We start from the raw sequence: 17,665 nt of genomic DNA, 5'->3' as shown, positions 1-17,665 counted from the left end.
TTCGATCGGGCTAAGCTGCCACCATGGCGATCGGGCTCGATAATGAAGGTTTCAGCGATGCGCTGGTGATATTGGGGGCGGCGGGACTGGTGATCCCGGCCTTCGCACGCTTCCGGATAAGTCCGGTGATCGGGTTCATCCTGGTCGGCTTGCTGGTCGGGCCGGCGGGATTTGGTGCCTTGAGCAGCCAGTTCCCATGGCTCTATTACATCACCATATCGGACCCGCATTCCATCGAACCGTTCGCCGAGTTCGGCATCATCCTGCTGCTGTTCTCGATCGGGCTCGAACTGTCGTTCAAGCGATTATGGGGCATGCGGCGTCTGGTGTTCGGTACCGGCGCGGCCGAACTGATCGGATCGGCGGCATTGATCGGTATCGCGCTGCACATGATCGGCCAAGGCTGGGCGGGGGCGGCGGGGCTCGGCCTGGCCCTTGCCCTGTCATCGACCGCGCTCGTGCTGCCATTGGTGGGCACCACCAGCGCGGTCGGGCGTGGTGCGTTCGCGATGCTGCTGTTCGAGGATCTGGCGCTGGTGCCGATCATCTTCGCCCTCGGCGCGATGGCGCCGACGGCGAGCGACGAGGGCTGGGCCGGGCTGGCTGGGGTTGCGTTGCGCGGTGGGCTGACGGTTGTAGCGCTGTACGTCGGGGGACGACTGGTGCTGCCGCGTCTGTTCGCTCAGGCCGCACGGACGAAGAGCCCCGAATTGTTTCTGGCGGCGTCGTTGCTGGTGGTGATCGTCGCCTCAGTGGCGACGACGGCGGCGGGACTGTCGCCGATCGTCGGCGCGTTGCTGGCGGGACTGTTGATCGCCGAAACCGAATATCATTCCGAAGTCGAGGTGATAACCGCGCCCTTCAAGGGACTGGCACTGGGCGTTTTCCTTATCACTGTGGGAATGAGCCTCGACCTGCGGCTGATCGCCGCCAATTGGGGATCGCTGCTGCTGGCGGTGGTCGGCGTGGTGGCGGTGAAGACCGTCGTCACCTATCTGCTGCTCCGCGTGACACAGGCGCGGCCGGCGATCGCGGCAGAGACGGGGCTGCTGATGGGCAGTCCGTCCGAAACCACGCTGATCGTGCTGGCCACCGCCGCACAGGCCCAGCTGATCCTGCCCTCCACCGCCACCTTCTGGCAGACGGTGACCGCGATCGGGATGACGATCACGCCGTTGCTCGCCAAGGCGGGGCGGCAGGTGTCGAAACGGATCGAGGCGCGAATGGTGGAGGCTGCACCGGTGATCGAACCCGGGGCCGTGCCGGGTACGGTGCTGATCGGTTTCGGACGGGTCGGGCGGATGGTGGCGGACATGCTGGCCCATCACGGCCAATCCTATCTGGCGGTGGAAGCGGACATCGACGTGGTATCGGAGGCACGGGCGGCGGGATATCCGGTACTGTTCGGCGACGTGGCGCGCGCCGAACTGGTCGATCGGCTCGGGCTGGCTTCCGCGCGGGCGCTGATCCTGACGATGGACGATCCGGTGCTGACGGCGCGGCTGGCGCGACGGATGCGCGCGGTGGCCCCCGACCTGCCGATCATCGCCCGCGCCCGCGATGCCGCTCATGCCGCAGAGCTCTACCGCGCCGGCGTGACGGATGCGGTGCCGGAAACGCTGGAAAGTTCGCTGCAACTGTCGGAAGCGGTGCTGGTCGATCTGGGGGTCGCGATGGGGCCGGTGATCGCGTCGATCCACGAAAAACGTGACGAACTACGCCAGTTGATCCGGCGGGAGGCGGCACTGGACCGCGAACCACGGATTAGGCGGGTCAGGCGGCAGGGTGAAATACCCGCCTAGACGTTATTGATCGTCGTACCAGCCGAAGGGCAGCAGGCGATCCGCCAGTGCGCGGGCGGTCTTCGCGTCGCCCTGTTTCAATGAGGTAAGGACCGCGCCGGCATTGCGCTGGATGATACGGTCGAGCACGGTGGGGGTGGGCGCCTGGGTTGCTTGATCCAACAGCACGCGGCCGCGGGGATCGGCAGGATCGGCTTCGATCCGGAGCAGCCCGGCAAGACCGGCGAAGAAGGCCCGGTTGCCACCCAGCGTCACGGCACGATCGGTCGCGGCGAGCCCCGCCCCCTTCTGCGCCCCCGCCATGGCGCGGCCGACGATCCGCCCGACCTTGGCGATGACGCCAAGATGCCAGCCGCCGAGTCCGATCTGCGCCTCCGCATTACGCGGGAAGCGGGTAGCGACCGCCTGCAACTGCTTGCGCGCCTCGATCGCCTCGGCCCGGCTGCCGGTCAGCTTGGCACGATAGGCGAGCGCGCCGGCGGCGATGACGGCCGCATCCTGATCGTCCGGCATCCGTTGGACTGCCGCGAGCGCCAAGGCGCGGGCCCGATCGACCCGGGCCAGCGCGGCCGATTGGCTGCGATCCTGAAATGCGGCCTGCGTCAGCAATTCCCGTGCGGTCTGGGCGACGGCGGGCAATGGCGCTGACATGGCCGCAACGATAGCCATCAGTCCTGCCGTTCGATTCATCTGCCGTCACCCCGTCGATGTACGACAGGTGTACGCATGACGGCAGATTTTGGCGCCATGCCGGGGATCAACCCGCCAGCGCGGCGCGGATAGCGTTGATCGCTTCAGCACCCTTGCTCCCGTCGGGACCGCCGCCTTGCGCCATATCCGGCCGGCCACCGCCACCCTGCCCGCCCAGCACCGCCACCGCGATCCGCAGCAGTGCGACCGCGTCGAAGCGTCCGGCGAGATCGGGGGTCACGCCGACCGCGATCGAGGCCCGACCGTCATTGACCGCGACCACCGTGACGACGCCGGAGCCGATCCGTTGCCGCGCCTCGTCCACCGCGCCACGCAGCCCCTTGGCCTCGAACCCGTCGAGCAGCTGCCCGACAAAGGCGACGCCACCGATATCCTCGGGTCCGGCGGGGCCACCGGTGCCGCCACCAAGTGCCAGCGCCTTCTTCGCCTCCGCCAGTTCTCGCTCCAGCCGACGGCGATCCTCGACCAGCGCGGCGACGCGGGCGGGCACCTCGTCAGGCGTCGCCCGCAGCGTGGCCGCCGCCTCACGCAGGCGATCGTCGCGTGCGTTGAGATAGGCGAGCGCCCCCTCCCCGGTCAGCGCCTCGACGCGGCGGATGCCGGAGGACACGGCACCCTCGCCCACCACCTTGAGCAGGCCGATATCGCCGAGTGCCGACACATGGGTGCCACCGCACAGTTCGATCGAATAGGTGCCGCCCTTGCCGTTATCGGGGCCGTCCTTACCCATCGAGACGACGCGGACCTCGTCGCCATATTTTTCGCCGAACAGCGCCATCGCACCCATCTCGATCGCCGCGTCGGGCGTCATCAACCGGGTGGTGACGGGGCCGTTGCCCCGAACCTGCGTGTTCACCTGTGCCTCGACCTCGGCGATATCGGCGGGGGTCATCGCGACGGGCTGCGAGAAATCGAAGCGCAACCGCTCCGGCGCGACCATCGATCCCTTTTGCGCGACATGGGTGCCCAGTCGCTGGCGCAATGCCTCGTGCAGCAGATGGGTCGCGGAGTGGTTGGCGCGGATCGCGGCACGGCGGCGGACGTCGATCGCCAGCTTCACCGGATCGCCGACCCTGATCTCCCCCGCCTCGACCTGCGCGTGGTGGACGAACAGGCGGCCGAGCTGCTTCGACGTATCAGTGACGGTCGCGCGCAGGCCGTTATCCGCCAAGATCGTGCCGGCATCGCCGACCTGTCCACCGCTTTCGGCATAGAAGGGCGTCTGGTTGACGACGATCGCGACGGTATCGCCGGCGGTGGCGTGATCGACGCGGGCACCGTCGCGGATCAGCGCGACCACCTCCGCTTCGCCGGTATCCTGCGCGTAGCCGGTGAATTCGGTCGAGCCGGACTGTTCGGCGATATCGAACCACAGATCGTCCGATGCCTTGGCGCCGGAACCCTTCCACGCGGCACGGGCGGCGCGCTTCTGTTCGGCCATCGCGGTGTCGAAGCCGGCACGGTCGACGTGCAGGCCCTGCGCGCGCAGCGCATCCTCGGTCAGGTCGTAGGGGAAACCGAAAGTATCGTAGAGCCGGAACGCGGTTTCGCCCGCCAGCGTGCCGCCGGGGGCAAGGCCAGCGGTTGCCTCGTCGAGCAGTTTCAGACCACGATCGAGCGTCTGCCGGAAGCGGGTCTCCTCCTGCTGCAACGTCGCCTCGATCAGCGGCTGCGCGCGGATCAGCTCGGGATAGGCGGCGCCCATCTCCGCGACCAGCGCAGGGACCAGCCGATGCATCAGCGGGTCCTTCGCGCCGAGCAGATGCGCATGGCGCATCGCGCGGCGCATGATCCGGCGCAGCACGTAACCGCGGCCCTCATTGGCGGGCAGCACCCCGTCCGCGACCAGGAACCCGGCCGACCGCAGATGATCGGCGATCACGCGATGCGATGCCTTGAACTCGCCCTGATCCCCGTTCTGGGTCAGCGCGGTGGAGGCGGCAATCAGCGCCTTGAACGTGTCGGTATCGTAATTGTCGGTGACGCCCTGCAACACCGCCGCCACCCGCTCCAGCCCCATGCCGGTGTCGATGGACGGCTTGGGCAGGTTGCCGACGATCTCGTTGGCCTCCTGCTCATACTGCATGAACACCAGGTTCCAGATCTCGACGAAGCGGTCGCCATCCTCGTCCGGGCTGCCGGGAGGGCCGCCGGGGATGTGATCGCCATGATCGTAGAATATCTCCGAACACGGCCCGCACGGACCGTTCTCACCCATCACCCAGAAATTATCCTTGGTGGCGATGCGGATGATGCGGTGTTCGGGCAGACCGGCGATCTTGCGCCACAGGTCGAACGCCTCGTCGTCGGTATGATAGACGGTGGCGGTGAGCCGCTCGGCGGGAATGCCCCATTCCTTGGTCAGCAGCGTCCACGCATGGGTGATCGCCTGTTCCTTGAAATAGGCGCCGAACGAGAAATTGCCGAGCATCTCGAAGAAGGTGTGATGCCGCGCGGTATAGCCGACATTGTCGAGATCATTGTGCTTGCCCCCTGCCCGCACGCATTTCTGCGATGAGGCGGCGGTGGTGAAGGGCCGCGATTCCAGGCCGGTGAACACGTTCTTGAACGGCACCATTCCGGCATTCACGAACATCAGCGTCGGGTCGTTCTGCGGCACCAGCGGTGCCGACGGCACCACCTGATGGCCCTGCCGGCCGAAATAGTCGAGAAAGCCGCGGCGGATGTCGTTGGTCGAAATCATGGCTGCGGGCTTAGGCGAGCCTTACGCGCCACTCAAGCGCCACTGCACGGTGACGTGAAACGTGATAGAACCCGGCGAGACGTGGAGGGGCGGAAAATGCGCGGCTGGCTGTTGACGCTGTTGATGGCGATGGTTCCCGGCATGGCGGACCAGGCTGAAACCCCCGCGCCGATCGCGACGGGAGCGGTGGAGACCGGCGCCGATGGCAGCCATGCGATCTGCGCCGGCGATACGATTGCCACCGCAACGCCGGTGATCCTGACCGGATACGGCAAGGGCGGCTTTCCGATCACCACCGCCCAGCCACAGGCGCAGGCGTTCTTCGACAACGGGATGCAACTGGCCCATGCGTTCGCGCACAAGGCGGCGATCGCGGCGTTCAGGCGGGCGGTGGCGATCGATCCGACCTGCGCGATGTGCGTGTGGGGCGAGGCATGGGCATCCGGCCCGACGATCAATTACACCATCGAGCCCAAGGAGATCGCGCCGCTGGTCGCGATGACCGCGCGGGCGGCAATGCTGGCGGAACGCAACGGCACCCCGCGCGAGCGGGCACTGATCGCCGCACTCGCGCTGCGCCAGAAGGATGGCGGCGGCAACAGGCCCGGCGATACCGCCTTCATGACGGCGATGGACGCACTTGTCGCCCGCTATCCGATCGACGACGAGGTGGCGACGATCGCCGCCGACGCGGCGTTGATCGCGCCGTGGAAGCCGAACGACCCCAGCCTCGGCTGGCACGCGGTCGCGCTGTTGGAAAATGTGCTGGCGCGCGATCCGGATTACAGCCCGGCAATCCATTTCTATATTCACGCGACCGAGATCGTGAAGGTGCCCAAGCGCGCCGAATCCTATGCCGACCGGTTGACCGCCCTCGTGCCGAGCGCCAGCCATCTGGTCCATATGCCCAGCCACACCTGGTATTGGCTGGGCCGGTATCAGGACGCTGCCGATGCCAATATGCGCGCGGTCCGGCTGGGGATCGCCAACGCGAAACGGCTGGGAATGCCCGAGCCGGACGGGGTGTGGCGGCTGCCCTATCATGCCCACAACGTCGTCTATGGGCTTGGTGGAGCACTAATGTCCGGCGATGCCACGACAGCGCTGGCGCTGGGACGGCCGCTGGTAGCGCGGGCGGCAGTGGAGGCGAAGGCGCCGCCGTTCATGCAGATGCTGGCAGCGAGCGGCTATTTCGCGATCGCCCGCTTTGCCGAGCCGGCCGAGACGATGTCGCTACCCGAACCCAAGGCGGCGTTTCTGGCGGGCTATTGGCACTATGCGCGCGGCGAGGCTTCGGCGCGCACGGGTGACGTGGCGGCGGTGCGGCGCGAGGCGGCAGCGATCCCGTCACGCGTGGCGGATGCCGGCGAGGATGCGGGACTTGCGGTGCGGATGCTGCGCATCGCGCGGGCGGTACTGGATGGACGGGCGGCGATGCTGGAAAACCGGCCACGCGATGCGGCCAGGGCCTTTCGCCGGGCGGCGGCATGGCAGGAGGAACGCGACTTCGCCGACATCGCCGATCCGCCGGTCTGGTGGTATCCGGTTCGCCGCAGCGTGGCGGAGGCGGTGCTGGCGACGGGCGATGCCGCCGGGGCTTTGCGCGAGGTGAACGCCTCGCTGTTGCTCCGCCCCAACGATCCCGTCGCGCTGGTGGTGAAGGCACGGGCGGAGGCGGCACTGGGACAACCGGCCGCCGCGCGCGCATCGCGGGCGGCGGCGGTGGCGGGATGGCATGGCGACCCGCGATGGCTGAGGGCGGCGGGCTGATACCCCACCGGCCCCTTCCCGTCACACCGGCACGTCGATCGATCGTGGCGGTTCGCTGAACCAGCGGGGGCCGGCGGAGGTCATGTGGAAACAGTCTTCCAGCCGAACGCCAAACTTGCCCGGCAGATAGAGGCCGGGCTCGTTCGAGAAGCACATGCCCGCGGCCAGTCGCGTCGTTTCGCCCCGGACGAGATTGACGGGCTCGTGTCCGTCCATCCCGATGCCATGGCCGGTCCGGTGCGACAGGCCGGGCAGCTTGTAGTCGGGGCCGTAGCCCAGCGTCCGGTAATAACCGCGCACCGCATCGTCGACGCGGCCCGCGCTCGCCCCGATCCGTGCCGCCGCCAGCGCGATCCGCTGGCCCCGCGCAACCTGATCCCAGACGCGGCGCTGTTCGGCGCTGGCGGTGCCATGGACCCAGGTGCGCGACACATCCGATTGATAGCCCTGCACGGTGCAGCCGCAATCCATCAGCACCACCTGTCCGTCCGCAATGCGGTGCACCTCGCGGCTGCCATGCGGCAGGGCGGCGGCGGGGCCGATCAGGGCGAGGGCGAATTCAGGGGCGCCACCCAGCTTGCGGGTGGCCGCATTCATCAGCGCACCGACCTCGGCCCCGGTCATCCCCCGCTCCACGCGCGGCTGCGTCCAGCGATAGGCGGCGATGGTGACGTCGGTCGCCATCTGCATCAGGGCGATTTCGGCCGGGGTCTTCACCATCCGGCAACCGCGCACCACGGGATTGGCGGACACGAGGCGCGCGCCCGGCATTGCCCGGCCGAGTGCATCGACCGCGAAATAGCGCAACGTCTCCTCGATCCCGATCGGGCGGGCGGCCAGCTTGCGATCGGCGAGGAAGCCGGCGACGATGGCCAGCGGGTCCTGATCCTCCTGCCATACCCGTACCTCGGCCGGGATCGCCAGCGTCTCGCGGATCGAGGGTTCCTCGAAAAAGGGGGTGACGATGCACGGTTCCCCCTCCACCGGCAGGACCGCCGCGGTCAGCCTTTCGCTGCGGCCCCAGCGGATGCCGGTGAAATAGATGAGCGACGATCCCGGCTCGATCAGCACCGCGCCGATTCCGTTCGCCTGCATCAGCGCCTGCGCCCGCGACAGGCGACGCGCACGCTCGGCCGCATCGATCGGCACCGCGCCGGTCGTGATGTCCGCCAGCGCCGACAGGTCCGGCTCCGCGGCGCGGAGCAGCCCCGAAAACGGCAGGGCAAGCGCAGCGCCGAGGAGGGTGCGACGGGTAGGCGACATCATCGCGCCGGCACCGCGGCAATGATCGCGGCCTCGATATCGCGCCATTGCGGCATACCGGGGGCGATGACGTTGAAATGATCGCTCCCCGGCGTCGTCACCACGGTGACGCGGTCACCCCCGGCGACGGCTGCGCGACGATAGGCCTCGGCCATGGGCGGGGTGAGGACGACGGAGGCGACCAGCGTCTGCGGCAGGCCAAGCGGCAATTGCCGGGCAGGCGTGCCCTCCCGGTAGCGATCGGGCACCGCGGCCGGGGTGCCGCCCATCAGCGGCACGATCACCGGCTTGCCGCACACCGCCGCATCCAGCCCGACGAACGGCGCCAGATCGCCCGGCCCGTCGATAGCGACGGCGCCGCGGACCGGCAGCGGATCGGCGCCACGGATCACACTGGCGCGCGGCAATCGCCCGCGCGACGCCACCCACAGCGCGGCATGGGCGCCGGCACTGTGCCCGACCACGATCGTGCGCTTCAGATCGAGCGGATAGCGGGCCGCCAGCGCACGAAGGTGATCGGTGGCGGCCGCCCAGTCCCGGAAACTGCCGGGCCAGCCGCCGCCGGGGTCGCCGACCTGACGATATTCGACGTTCCACGTCGCGATCCCCCGCGCCGCCAGCGCCGCAGCGATCGGCGCGGTGCCGCGCAGCGTTTCGAACCCGGTGGTCCAGCAGCCGCCATGGATGACGACCGCGATCGGGAACGGCCCCCTGCCCGCCGGCATCCGCAATTCGCCGATCCGTTGCGCGGCAGGGCCATAATGCTCGACCAGGGTCGGCGTGGTCGCCGGCAACGCCCGCACATCAGCCGGGCGCATTTCACGCGTCGTGGGCGATTGTTCGACCGCATCGGCCTGCCCCGCCGCAAGTGCCAGCGCGATCAACCACATCGACCCGTTCATTGCCCCGTCCCCTTCGATAGAACGCGCAGGCTAATCCCGCCGACGCGGGCCGACAACACGCCATCGCTTGACCGGCGGGCAATTGTTGCGTTCATGGGCGACCATAGTTTCGCGATCGAGGAAATGCCTGTTGGCCAAGCGCCTGACCTACTGGATCATCGCCGCGCTGGTCGCGGGCCTCGTCGTCGGCTGGGCGATCAATTCATCGATCGATGACGGCACGCCCGCCGCCGCGGCGCGGCTGGAGACGATCGCGGGATATTTCTCGATCCTGACCACGCTGTTCCTGCGGCTCATCAAGATGATCATCGCGCCGCTGGTCTTTTCCACGCTGGTCGTCGGCATCGCGCATATGGGCGACACCGCCGCGCTGGGACGGGTGGGGATGAAGAGCCTCGCCTGGTTCGTGTCGGCCAGCCTGTTGTCGCTGACGCTGGGGCTGATCCTGGTCAACCTGTTGCAACCCGGCGTCGGACTGGCGCTGGCGATCCCGGCGGCGACGGCAGACAGCGGCGTAGCGCGCACCGCATTCGACCTGAAGAACTTCATCAGCCACATCGTGCCCGCATCGGGCATCGAGGCGATGGCGACCAACGAGATATTGCAGATCGTCGTCTTCTCGCTGTTCGTCGGCGTCGCGATCACCGCCGTCGGCGAGAAGGCCGCGCCGCTGGTGCGCGGGATCGAGGGGCTGGTCGCGGTGATGCTGCAGATCACGAATTACGTGATGCGCTTCGCCCCCGTGGCGGTATTCGCCGCCGTCGCGTCCACGCTGGCGGAGCGAGGACCGGGGGTACTGGGCGACCTGGCCTATTTCATGGGCAGCTTCTATCTGGGGCTGGGCGTGTTGTGGCTTACGCTGATCGCGATCGCCTTCGCGATCATCGGGCCGCGTACCCGGTTGCTGATCCGCTACGTCCGCGATCCGCTGATCCTCGCCTTCTCCACCGCCTCTTCGGAAGCCGCCTATCCACGGACGCTGGAGGCGCTGGACAAGTTCGGGGTACCGCCACGCATCGCCAGCTTCGTGCTGCCGCTGGGCTATTCGTTCAACCTCGACGGATCGATGATGTACATGACGTTCGCGTCGCTGTTCATCGCGCAGGCTTACGGCGTCGACCTGTCGCTGGGCGAGCAGATCACGATGTTGCTGGTGCTGATGGTGACGTCGAAGGGGATCGCCGGGGTGCCGCGTGCATCGCTGGTGGTGATCGCGGGCACACTGTCGATGTTCAAGATTCCGGAGGCGGGGTTGCTGCTGATTCTGGCGGTGGACCATTTCCTCGACATGGGCCGCTCCGCCACCAACGTCGTCGGCAACGTGATCGCGGCATCGGTAGTGGCGAAATGGGAAGGCGGGCTGGACCCGCGCGAGGACCCCGACGTCAGCACCACCCCCGCACCGAGTGGTCACGGGCCGGCGGTGGCGGTCGACAGTTTCGACGACGTGCGCCCAGGACAGACCGCTGCCCAGAGCCAGCACCAGTCGTCGTCATGACCCGTCAGGCATAGGCGTAGGGGCCGCCCTTGGCGAGGGCGGCCTGATAGGCGGGACGGGCATGGACCTTGTCCAGCCAGGCGATCGTGGCGGGACGGCTGCCGTCCAGCCCGGCACGGCTGCGGGCGGCCTCCAGCGGGAAGCTCATCATGATATCGGCGGCGGTCATCGCATCGCCGGCGAACCAGGGGCGCTGGGCCAGTTCCGATTCGACATAGTCGAGATGCCGATCGATCATCGGCTGGATACGTTTCGCCACCTGCCCGCCGAGGACGGGGATGCGGCCGATCACCAGCTTGAGCAGCAAGGGCGGCATCATCGACCCTTCGGCATAATGAAGCCAGAAACGATAGCGCAGCGCGGCGTCGCGATGCGCGGGGGCGCCGAGCCGGCCATCCGCCTTCTCGACCAGATATTCGACGATCGCGCCGGTTTCGGCGACGGTGCGGGTGGTGCCGGCGGCGGCCATGTCCTCGATCACCGGCGACTTGCCCAGCGGGTGGACGGCGCGCAATTCCGGCGGGGCGAGCATCGTCTCCTTGTCGCGTTCGTAGCGGCGGATTTCATAGGGAAGGCCCAGTTCCTCCAGCATCCACAATATCCGTTGCGACCGGGAGTTTTCGAGGTGATGGACGACGATCATGCGCATTTCCCTGCTTGAGCGCGCCACAGCCAAGCCGAGGCGGGAAACTGAACGCACGAGCCATCGGAATGGCGCGCCAGCGCGGTGGCGAGCCGGTCGAGCAGGCGAAGACGGTCGGCGGGATCGGCCGCCGCGAGCGTCGAGGCGAGCGGGCCGATGCGGGTGAAATAGGCGATGGCATCGGCGACGGGGTCGTCGCCCGCGCCCGCGACATAGGCGAAATCAACGGCTTGCGCGCGCACGGCGGACCAGCCTGCCCGCGTCAGGATATCCTCGACCAGCTGGGGATCGGCGAATCCGAACGGACCGGGGACATAGCCACTGGATGCGGCCGGGGCGACGCCGGTGACGGCGGCCACCAGATCGCCGGCCCAGTGATTATGGCGACGATCGCGGAAGCATGAAAAGACCAGAGACGCGCCCGGCCGCACCTGCATGCGCACATGGGCGAAAGCGGCGACGGGATCGGTGAAGAACATCACGCCGTGTCGCGAAAAGATCAGGTCCGGTTGCCCCCGGATCGGATCGCGCGCGGCATCGGCGACGTGGAAGCGCGCCTGCGGCACCCGGTCGCGCGCGATCGCGACAAGGGCAGGCGACAGGTCGATCCCGGTGACGGTGAGATCGGATCGCGCGGTGACGACGCCAAGACTGGTGCCCCCTGCCCCGCAGCCGATATCGAGCGCGGTGGCCGCATGCGCCGGGGCGGCGGCGAGGATGGCGGCGTTCAGGATCGGCGACAGGTGGGTGAAGCTGCGGTCGGTGCGGGGCCATTCCGCCGCCCACATATCGCCGATGCGGGTCTGCCAATCGGTGGGGGTCATCGTATGCGGGCCTTATCGAAGTTGTCGGTTCACGCGCCGGATACCGCCGCCGGTGTGGCGGCGGTATCCGGCGCGGGGCGTGTGTTTCCCCTGGATTGTCGCATCGTTTTGCTCCCCGCCATGACGCAAAATGACGCGGCGTGCCCGGTGGAAAGTCACGAAAGTCGCATCCTACAGGTACTTTTCGGCAGGGGGCCAAAACGAAAAGGGCCCACCGTTGCCGGCAGGCCCTTCGTCGTCGTCATGGTCGGGTGACCGTCATCAGGCAACGGGATCAGACGTCGTCTTCCTCGCTGGGGCCGACCATCAGTTCCTCGGCGACCTTTTCGGTGCGCTGGCGAATAGCGCGTTCGAGACGATCGGCCATCTCGCGATTGTCGCGAAGATAGGTCTTCGCATTCTCGCGCCCCTGCCCGATCCGGACTGAGTCGTAGGAGAACCACGATCCCGACTTCTCGACCAGCCCGGCCTTGACGCCGAGGTCGAGGATTTCGCCGATCTTGGAAATGCCCTCGCCATACATGATGTCGAATTCGACCTGCTTGAACGGCGGCGCGACCTTGTTCTTTACCACCTTGACGCGGGTGGCGTTGCCGGTGACTTCCTCACCAGCCTTGATCGCGCCGGTACGGCGGATGTCGAGGCGGACCGAGGCGTAGAACTTCAGCGCGTTGCCACCGGTCGTCGTCTCCGGGTTGCCGTACATCACGCCGATCTTCATGCGCAGCTGGTTGATGAAGATCACCATGCAGCGCGAACGGCTGATAGAACCGGTCAGCTTGCGCAAGCTCTGCGACATCAGACGGGCCTGCAGGCCGACATGGCTGTCGCCCATCTCGCCCTCGATCTCGGCACGCGGCACCAGTGCGGCCACCGAGTCGACCACCAGCACGTCGATCGCATTGGACCGGACCAGCGTGTCGACGATTTCCAGCGCCTGTTCGCCGGTGTCGGGCTGCGACACGATCAGTTCGTCGATGTTGACGCCCAGCTTCTTGGCATAGACCGGGTCGAGCGCATGTTCGGCGTCGACGAACGCGGCGGTGCCGCCGGTTTTCTGCGCCTCGGCGATCACGTGTAGCGCCAGCGTGGTCTTGCCCGAAGATTCAGGGCCGTACACCTCGATCACGCGGCCGCGCGGCAGGCCACCGACGCCGAGCGCGATGTCGAGGCCGAGCGATCCGGTCGAGATCGTCTCGACCTCCATCGATTGTTTCGAGCCGAGCTTCATCGCCGACCCCTTGCCGAAGGCGCGGTCGATCTGGGCCAGCGCGGCATCGAGCGCCTTCTGCCGGTCGGTTGCTGCTGCTGCCACGGAGTCGATCACTTTCAGATTAGCGGCCATCGAAGGTCCCATCGCTAGAGCATCTGCATTGCCGGGGCAACGCGTCGATGTCCCATGTATATGCTTTGTTCTTCTGGAACAAGAGGGGAACCCGATGGAATCGACACCCGGTCAGGCCATCGTCGTCGCCAATGTCCACCACCCCCGCGCGTCGGCGGCAGAAGCGGCGTCATCGCGGGCGGCGGAGTCGGCGAACAGCGCGAAGCAGGTCGCGCCCGAGCCGGACATGCGCGACAGGATCATGCCCGGCGCGGCATCCAGCAGCGCGCAGGCTTCGGCGATGACGGGGGCGAGTGCGGTGGCGGGTGCCTCCAGATCGTTGCGGCCGGCGCACGCCCGCGCGAGCAGATCGCCACCGGACAGCGCGCCGCGATCGATCCCGTCCCAGCCCGCGAACACCGCCGCGGTGGATACGCCGACGCCGGGATTGACCAGCAGCAGCGGCGTGCCGGCCAGGCCGGTGAGGGTCGCAAGATCGTCGCCCCGGCCGGTGCCGAGCGCGGTCCGCCCGATCAGGCAGGGCGGCACATCGGCCCCCAGCGTGGCGGCGATCGCGTGGAGGCGGGGATCGGCGAGGGCGATGCCACCCAGCCGGGCAAGCGCGCGCAAGGTGGCGGCCGCATCCGCCGAGCCGCCGCCGATCCCGGCGGCGACGGGGAGGTTCTTGGTCAGGCGGATGGCGTAACGACGATCGATGCCGAAGGCGCGGCGGAAGGCGTCGCGGGCCTGCGTCACGAGGTTGTCGTCGGAAACCGCCCCTTCCCCCTGAACAGGGGAGGACGTCAGGGCACTGGCGAAGGGACCGTCGATCCGGAAATCATCGGCATCGGCATGGTCCACCGTCAGCAGATCGCCATCAGTGGCGAAGGCGAACAGGGTTTCGAGTTCGTGATAGCCATCCGGCCGGCGGTGGCGGACGTGAAGCGCCAGGTTGATCTTGGCGGGGGCGGGTTCGACGATCACAGGCCGTTCTCGGATTTGGTGGTCAGGCGCGCGGTGGCGGCGGGATCGGCGGTGACGGTGGCGGCGGCCCAGGCATAACGCGCCTCGTACCGGCGACCGAGCGTCCAATAGGCGTCGCCGAGATGTTCGGCGATCTCGGCATTGGCGGGCTCGCCGGCGGCGGCGCGTTCGAGCAGGGGCAGCGCGCGGACGGTTTCGCCGCAACGGTGATAGGCCCAGCCCAGCGAGTCGGCGATCGAGGCGTCGTCGGGGCCAAGCGCATGGGCGCGTTCGAGCAGCCGGGTGGCGGCAGCGAGATCCTCGCCGCGCTCGACCTGCGCATAGCCGAGATAGTTGAGCGTGGTCGGCTGGTCCGGCGCGAGCGCAAGCGCGCGGCGCAACGCCTTGCGCGCCGCCGGCCAGCGCCCCGCCTCGTCGAGCGCGATGCCGTAGCGGAACCATGCCGCGCCGTTGCCCTCGTCGCCCTTCAGAATCGCGGCATAGAAGGGCAGCGATTCGGCGGGGCGGTCGGCGGCGACCAGCAGGTCGGCATAGCGGGCGCGGTCGACCGGTACGGCATCCGGCGAAGTCGCCCGGATGCGGGCGGCGGCCAGCGCGTCGTCGGTGCGGTCGGCTTCGTCGAGCAGGGCGATGCGGCGGCCGGCGGCGGTCGCGCCGAGCGGGCCATCGGCGGGGACCAGCGCCAGTTCGGCCAGCGCACGGTCGCGATCGTCGGCGAGCGCCAGCTGTTCGGCCAGCGACAGGCGGGCGCGGGCATAGCCGGGGTCCGCCTGCAACGAGAGGCGGGCGAGCGCCAGCGCGAGGCCGCTCGGCTGGTCGCCGCCCAGATCGTCGGCAAGGCGCATCAACAGACGCGACACCGCGAAGGCCAGCGTCGGCTTGTCCGTGGCGCCGGCGCGCGCGGCGGCGATCTGGCCGTTGCGGCGGCCGAGCAGCGTCGCCGCCGCCTCGTCCTGCCCCGCCCCGTAGAGCAGTTCGGCGGCGGCAAGGTGGAGGCCGTTCGGCACGGGGCCGCCGATCGTCCCGATCGCGGCGATCCCCTCTGCCCGGCGGCCATCGGCAATCAGCAGCAGCGCACGGGTTTCGCCCAGCAGCCGGCGGCCGATGGCGTCGTCCTGCGTTGCCTCGACCGCGAGGCCGTTGCCGCCGGTCGTCGCGGCGATCCATGCACGCAGCGCGGGGACGAGGATGCGCAGCCGCCCCGCCTGGATCGCCGCCAGCGCGCGGGTGGCGGCGGCGGGATCACCGGCGCGGGCGGCATCGGCCAGCGGCAGCAGCGCGGCATCGTCGGGCGCGAGGCCGGCGGCGGTGAGCGCGGCGGCCGCCTGTCGGGCCAGGGCCATATCCCCCACCGCCAGCGCGGCGCGCCACGCCCGGATCGCGATCACCGGGTTGCGCGGCGCATGGGCCAGCGCGGCCGCATAGCCGGCGACGGCATCATCCCCCTGCCCCGCATCCTCTGCGACCCGCGCCCGCAGATAGGCGCCGAGATCGCCGTCCGGCCGCCCGGCATCGGCCCGCGCGACGCCGATCGAGGCGGTGGCGGCGAGCAGGGCGGCGATCACGCTACATGTTCGGGTAATTCGGGCCACCGCCACCTTCCGGGACGACCCAGTTGATGTTCTGGGTCGGGTCCTTGATATCGCACGTCTTGCAGTGGACGCAGTTCTGGGCGTTGATGACGAACCGGGGATCGTCCGTCTCCGCCCCCACCACCTCGTACACGCCCGCCGGACAATAGCGTTGCGCGGGCTCGTCGTACAAGGGCAGGTTGTGTTCGATCGGGATCGCCGGATCACGCAGCGTCAGGTGGACGGGCTGATCCTCCTCGTGATTGGTGTTCGACAGGAACACCGAGGACAGGCGATCAAAGGTCAGCACGCCGTCCGCCTTGGGATAGACCGGCGGCTTGACCAGATCGGCGCGCCACAGGCTTTCGTGATCGGGATGATGCTTCATCGTGAAGGGCATCTTCAGGCCGAGATGTTCCGCCCACATGGTGATGCCCGACAGGCCGGAGCCGAGGAAATCGCCGAATTTCTTGACCAGCGGCACGACGTTGCGGACGACCGACAGTTCCTTGTGCAGCCACGACCCCTCGAACGCGGCCGGATAGGCGGACAGTTCATCATGCTCGCGGCCGGCGGCGATCGCCTTGAACGCGGCCTCTGCGGCCATCATCGCCGATTTCTGCGCGCCGTGCGTGCCCTTGATGCGCGGCACGTTGAGGAAGCCCGCCGAACAGCCGATCAGCGCGCCGCCGGGGAAGACCAGCTTCGGGATGGATTGCAGCCCGCCGTCGTTGATCGCACGCGCGCCGTAGGACACACGCTTGCCGCCCTTCAGCAGATCGGCGACCGCCGGATGCGTCTTCCACTTCTGCATCTCGTGGAAGGGGGAGATGTGCGGATTGGTGTAGCTCAGCCACGTGACGAAGCCGATCGACACCTGACCGCCGGCCTGATGATAGATCCAGCCGCCGCCATTCGCATCGTCACCGAGGGGGAAGCCCTGCGTATGGACCACCTTGCCGGGTTCGTGCTTGCCGGGTTCGATATCCCACAATTCCTTGACGCCGAGGCCATAGACCTGCGGCTGCGCATCCTTGGCGAGATCGAAGGTGCGGATGACCTCCTTGGTCAGGTGCCCGCGCACGCCCTCTGCGAAGAAGGTGTATTTCGCATGGATTTCCAGACCCGGCGTATAATCGCCCTTGTGCGTGCCGTCGCGCGCGACGCCCATGTCGCCGGTGGCGACGCCCTTCACCCGGCCGTCATCGTCGAACAGGATTTCGGCGGCGGCGAAACCGGGGAAGATCTCGACCCCCAGTTCCTCCGCCCGGCCCGCCAGCCAGCGGCACAGATTACCCAGCGAACAGGTGTACGTGCCCTTGTTGTGGAGGAAGGGCGGCGTCCACAGGTGCGGCAGGTTGTATTTCTTCTTCGCGGTCAGCACCCAGTGATGGTTCTGCGTGACGGGCGTCTCGGCCAGCGGACAATCGGTGTCGCGCCAGTCGGGTAGCAGTTCGTCCATCGCGCGGGGATCGATCACCGCACCCGACAGGATGTGCGCGCCGACTTCCGACCCCTTTTCGAGGACGCAGACCGCCAACTCGCTGCCCGCTTCGTTCGCCAGCTGTTTCAGGCGGATAGCCGCCGACAGTCCGGCCGGGCCGGCGCCGACGATCACCACGTCATAGGGCATCGACTCGCGTTCGTTCATGCTCGCTCTCCAGCCGCC

General features: G+C 68.3%; 13 protein-coding genes. 3 read left to right on the top strand and 10 right to left on the bottom strand.

Annotated elements, in window-relative coordinates; translation table 11 throughout:
- Positions 1-23 precede the first annotated feature (23 nt).
- Complete coding sequence (locus ABD719_RS16225; RefSeq protein WP_344694405.1) at positions 24-1,802, top strand: cation:proton antiporter domain-containing protein; 1,779 nt, start codon at positions 24-26, stop codon at positions 1,800-1,802.
- A gap of 3 nt (positions 1,803-1,805) precedes the next feature.
- Here ABD719_RS16225 and ABD719_RS16220 read toward each other — a convergent pair whose 3' ends face one another.
- Together ABD719_RS16220 and alaS are read right to left on the bottom strand one after the other, a co-directional pair.
- A complete protein-coding gene (locus ABD719_RS16220) occupies positions 1,806-2,471 on the bottom strand; it encodes a hypothetical protein (protein WP_344694404.1) in 666 nt (221 codons plus the stop codon).
- A gap of 88 nt (positions 2,472-2,559) precedes the next feature.
- Positions 2,560-5,217 carry an alanine--tRNA ligase gene (gene alaS, locus ABD719_RS16215; RefSeq protein ID WP_344694403.1) on the bottom strand — a complete coding sequence of 886 codons (2,658 nt, stop codon included), beginning with the start codon at positions 5,215-5,217 and terminating at the stop codon, positions 2,560-2,562.
- Between the two features lie 96 nt (positions 5,218-5,313).
- Here alaS and ABD719_RS16210 point away from each other — a divergent pair, with 96 nt between their 5' ends.
- On the top strand, positions 5,314-6,987 hold the full coding sequence (locus tag ABD719_RS16210) for a hypothetical protein (RefSeq protein ID WP_344694402.1): 1,674 nt from the start codon (positions 5,314-5,316) through the stop codon (positions 6,985-6,987).
- 21 nt (positions 6,988-7,008) lie between these two features.
- Here ABD719_RS16210 and ABD719_RS16205 read toward each other — a convergent pair whose 3' ends face one another.
- Both ABD719_RS16205 and ABD719_RS16200 read right to left on the bottom strand, forming a co-directional pair.
- Complete coding sequence (locus ABD719_RS16205; RefSeq protein ID WP_344694401.1) at positions 7,009-8,250, bottom strand: M24 family metallopeptidase; 1,242 nt, start codon at positions 8,248-8,250, stop codon at positions 7,009-7,011.
- The gene (locus tag ABD719_RS16200; protein WP_344694400.1) at positions 8,250-9,152 is read right to left on the bottom strand and encodes an alpha/beta hydrolase; all 903 of its coding nucleotides are present in this window, start codon (positions 9,150-9,152) and stop codon (positions 8,250-8,252) included. The genes ABD719_RS16205 and ABD719_RS16200 overlap by 1 nt, the downstream gene beginning before the upstream one ends.
- Positions 9,153-9,282: 130 nt before the next feature.
- On the opposite strand from ABD719_RS16200, the gene ABD719_RS16195 reads away from it, so the two are divergent.
- Entirely contained in the window at positions 9,283-10,650 is a 1,368-nt protein-coding gene (locus tag ABD719_RS16195) for a dicarboxylate/amino acid:cation symporter (RefSeq protein WP_344694399.1), read from the top strand.
- A 4-nt stretch (positions 10,651-10,654) separates the two neighbouring features.
- On the opposite strand, the gene ABD719_RS16190 is transcribed toward ABD719_RS16195, so the two are convergent.
- The 6 genes from ABD719_RS16190 to ABD719_RS16165 form a co-directional block, all read right to left on the bottom strand.
- Positions 10,655-11,293: a glutathione S-transferase family protein gene (locus ABD719_RS16190; protein ID WP_344694398.1), complete on the bottom strand. Its 639-nt coding sequence runs from the start codon at positions 11,291-11,293 to the stop codon at positions 10,655-10,657.
- Positions 11,290-12,117, bottom strand: coding sequence for a class I SAM-dependent methyltransferase (locus tag ABD719_RS16185; protein WP_344694397.1), 828 nt, complete (start codon positions 12,115-12,117; stop codon positions 11,290-11,292). Before ABD719_RS16185 ends, ABD719_RS16190 begins: the two co-directional genes overlap by 4 nt.
- Before the next feature lie 274 nt (positions 12,118-12,391).
- On the bottom strand, positions 12,392-13,462 hold the full coding sequence (gene recA, locus ABD719_RS16180; protein WP_192127830.1) for a recombinase RecA: 1,071 nt from the start codon (positions 13,460-13,462) through the stop codon (positions 12,392-12,394).
- A 111-nt stretch (positions 13,463-13,573) separates the two neighbouring features.
- Complete coding sequence (locus ABD719_RS16175) at positions 13,574-14,425, bottom strand: 4-(cytidine 5'-diphospho)-2-C-methyl-D-erythritol kinase (protein ID WP_344694396.1); 852 nt, start codon at positions 14,423-14,425, stop codon at positions 13,574-13,576.
- Positions 14,422-15,990, bottom strand: coding sequence for a tetratricopeptide repeat protein (locus ABD719_RS16170; protein ID WP_344694395.1), 1,569 nt, complete (start codon positions 15,988-15,990; stop codon positions 14,422-14,424). Before ABD719_RS16170 ends, ABD719_RS16175 begins: the two co-directional genes overlap by 4 nt.
- Position 15,991: 1 nt before the next feature.
- Entirely contained in the window at positions 15,992-17,647 is a 1,656-nt protein-coding gene (locus ABD719_RS16165; RefSeq protein WP_344694394.1) for an electron transfer flavoprotein-ubiquinone oxidoreductase, read from the bottom strand.
- Positions 17,648-17,665 lie beyond the last annotated feature (18 nt).

Source organism: Sphingomonas cynarae (assembly GCF_039537815.1).
Classification (GTDB): domain Bacteria; phylum Pseudomonadota; class Alphaproteobacteria; order Sphingomonadales; family Sphingomonadaceae; genus Sphingomonas; species Sphingomonas cynarae.
Note: the sequence above shows the minus strand (reverse complement) of the source record. Positions and strands in the feature narration are given on the sequence as shown.

Bases quoted from the DNA above. Each gene is read 5' to 3' on its own strand.
- ABD719_RS16220 (WP_344694404.1), bottom strand. From the start codon at position 2,471: ATGGCTATCGTTGCGGCCATGTCAGCGCCATTGCCCGCCGTCGCCCAG.
- ABD719_RS16185 (WP_344694397.1), bottom strand. From the start codon at position 12,117: ATGACCCCCACCGATTGGCAGACCCGCATCGGCGATATGTGGGCGGCG.
- ABD719_RS16190 (WP_344694398.1), bottom strand. From the start codon at position 11,293: ATGATCGTCGTCCATCACCTCGAAAACTCCCGGTCGCAACGGATATTG.
- ABD719_RS16210 (WP_344694402.1), top strand. From the start codon at position 5,314: ATGCGCGGCTGGCTGTTGACGCTGTTGATGGCGATGGTTCCCGGCATG.
- ABD719_RS16165 (WP_344694394.1), bottom strand. From the start codon at position 17,647: ATGAACGAACGCGAGTCGATGCCCTATGACGTGGTGATCGTCGGCGCC.
- ABD719_RS16225 (WP_344694405.1), top strand. From the start codon at position 24: ATGGCGATCGGGCTCGATAATGAAGGTTTCAGCGATGCGCTGGTGATA.
- alaS (WP_344694403.1), bottom strand. From the start codon at position 5,217: ATGATTTCGACCAACGACATCCGCCGCGGCTTTCTCGACTATTTCGGC.
- ABD719_RS16205 (WP_344694401.1), bottom strand. From the start codon at position 8,250: ATGTCGCCTACCCGTCGCACCCTCCTCGGCGCTGCGCTTGCCCTGCCG.
- ABD719_RS16200 (WP_344694400.1), bottom strand. From the start codon at position 9,152: ATGAACGGGTCGATGTGGTTGATCGCGCTGGCACTTGCGGCGGGGCAG.
- recA (WP_192127830.1), bottom strand. From the start codon at position 13,462: ATGGCCGCTAATCTGAAAGTGATCGACTCCGTGGCAGCAGCAGCAACC.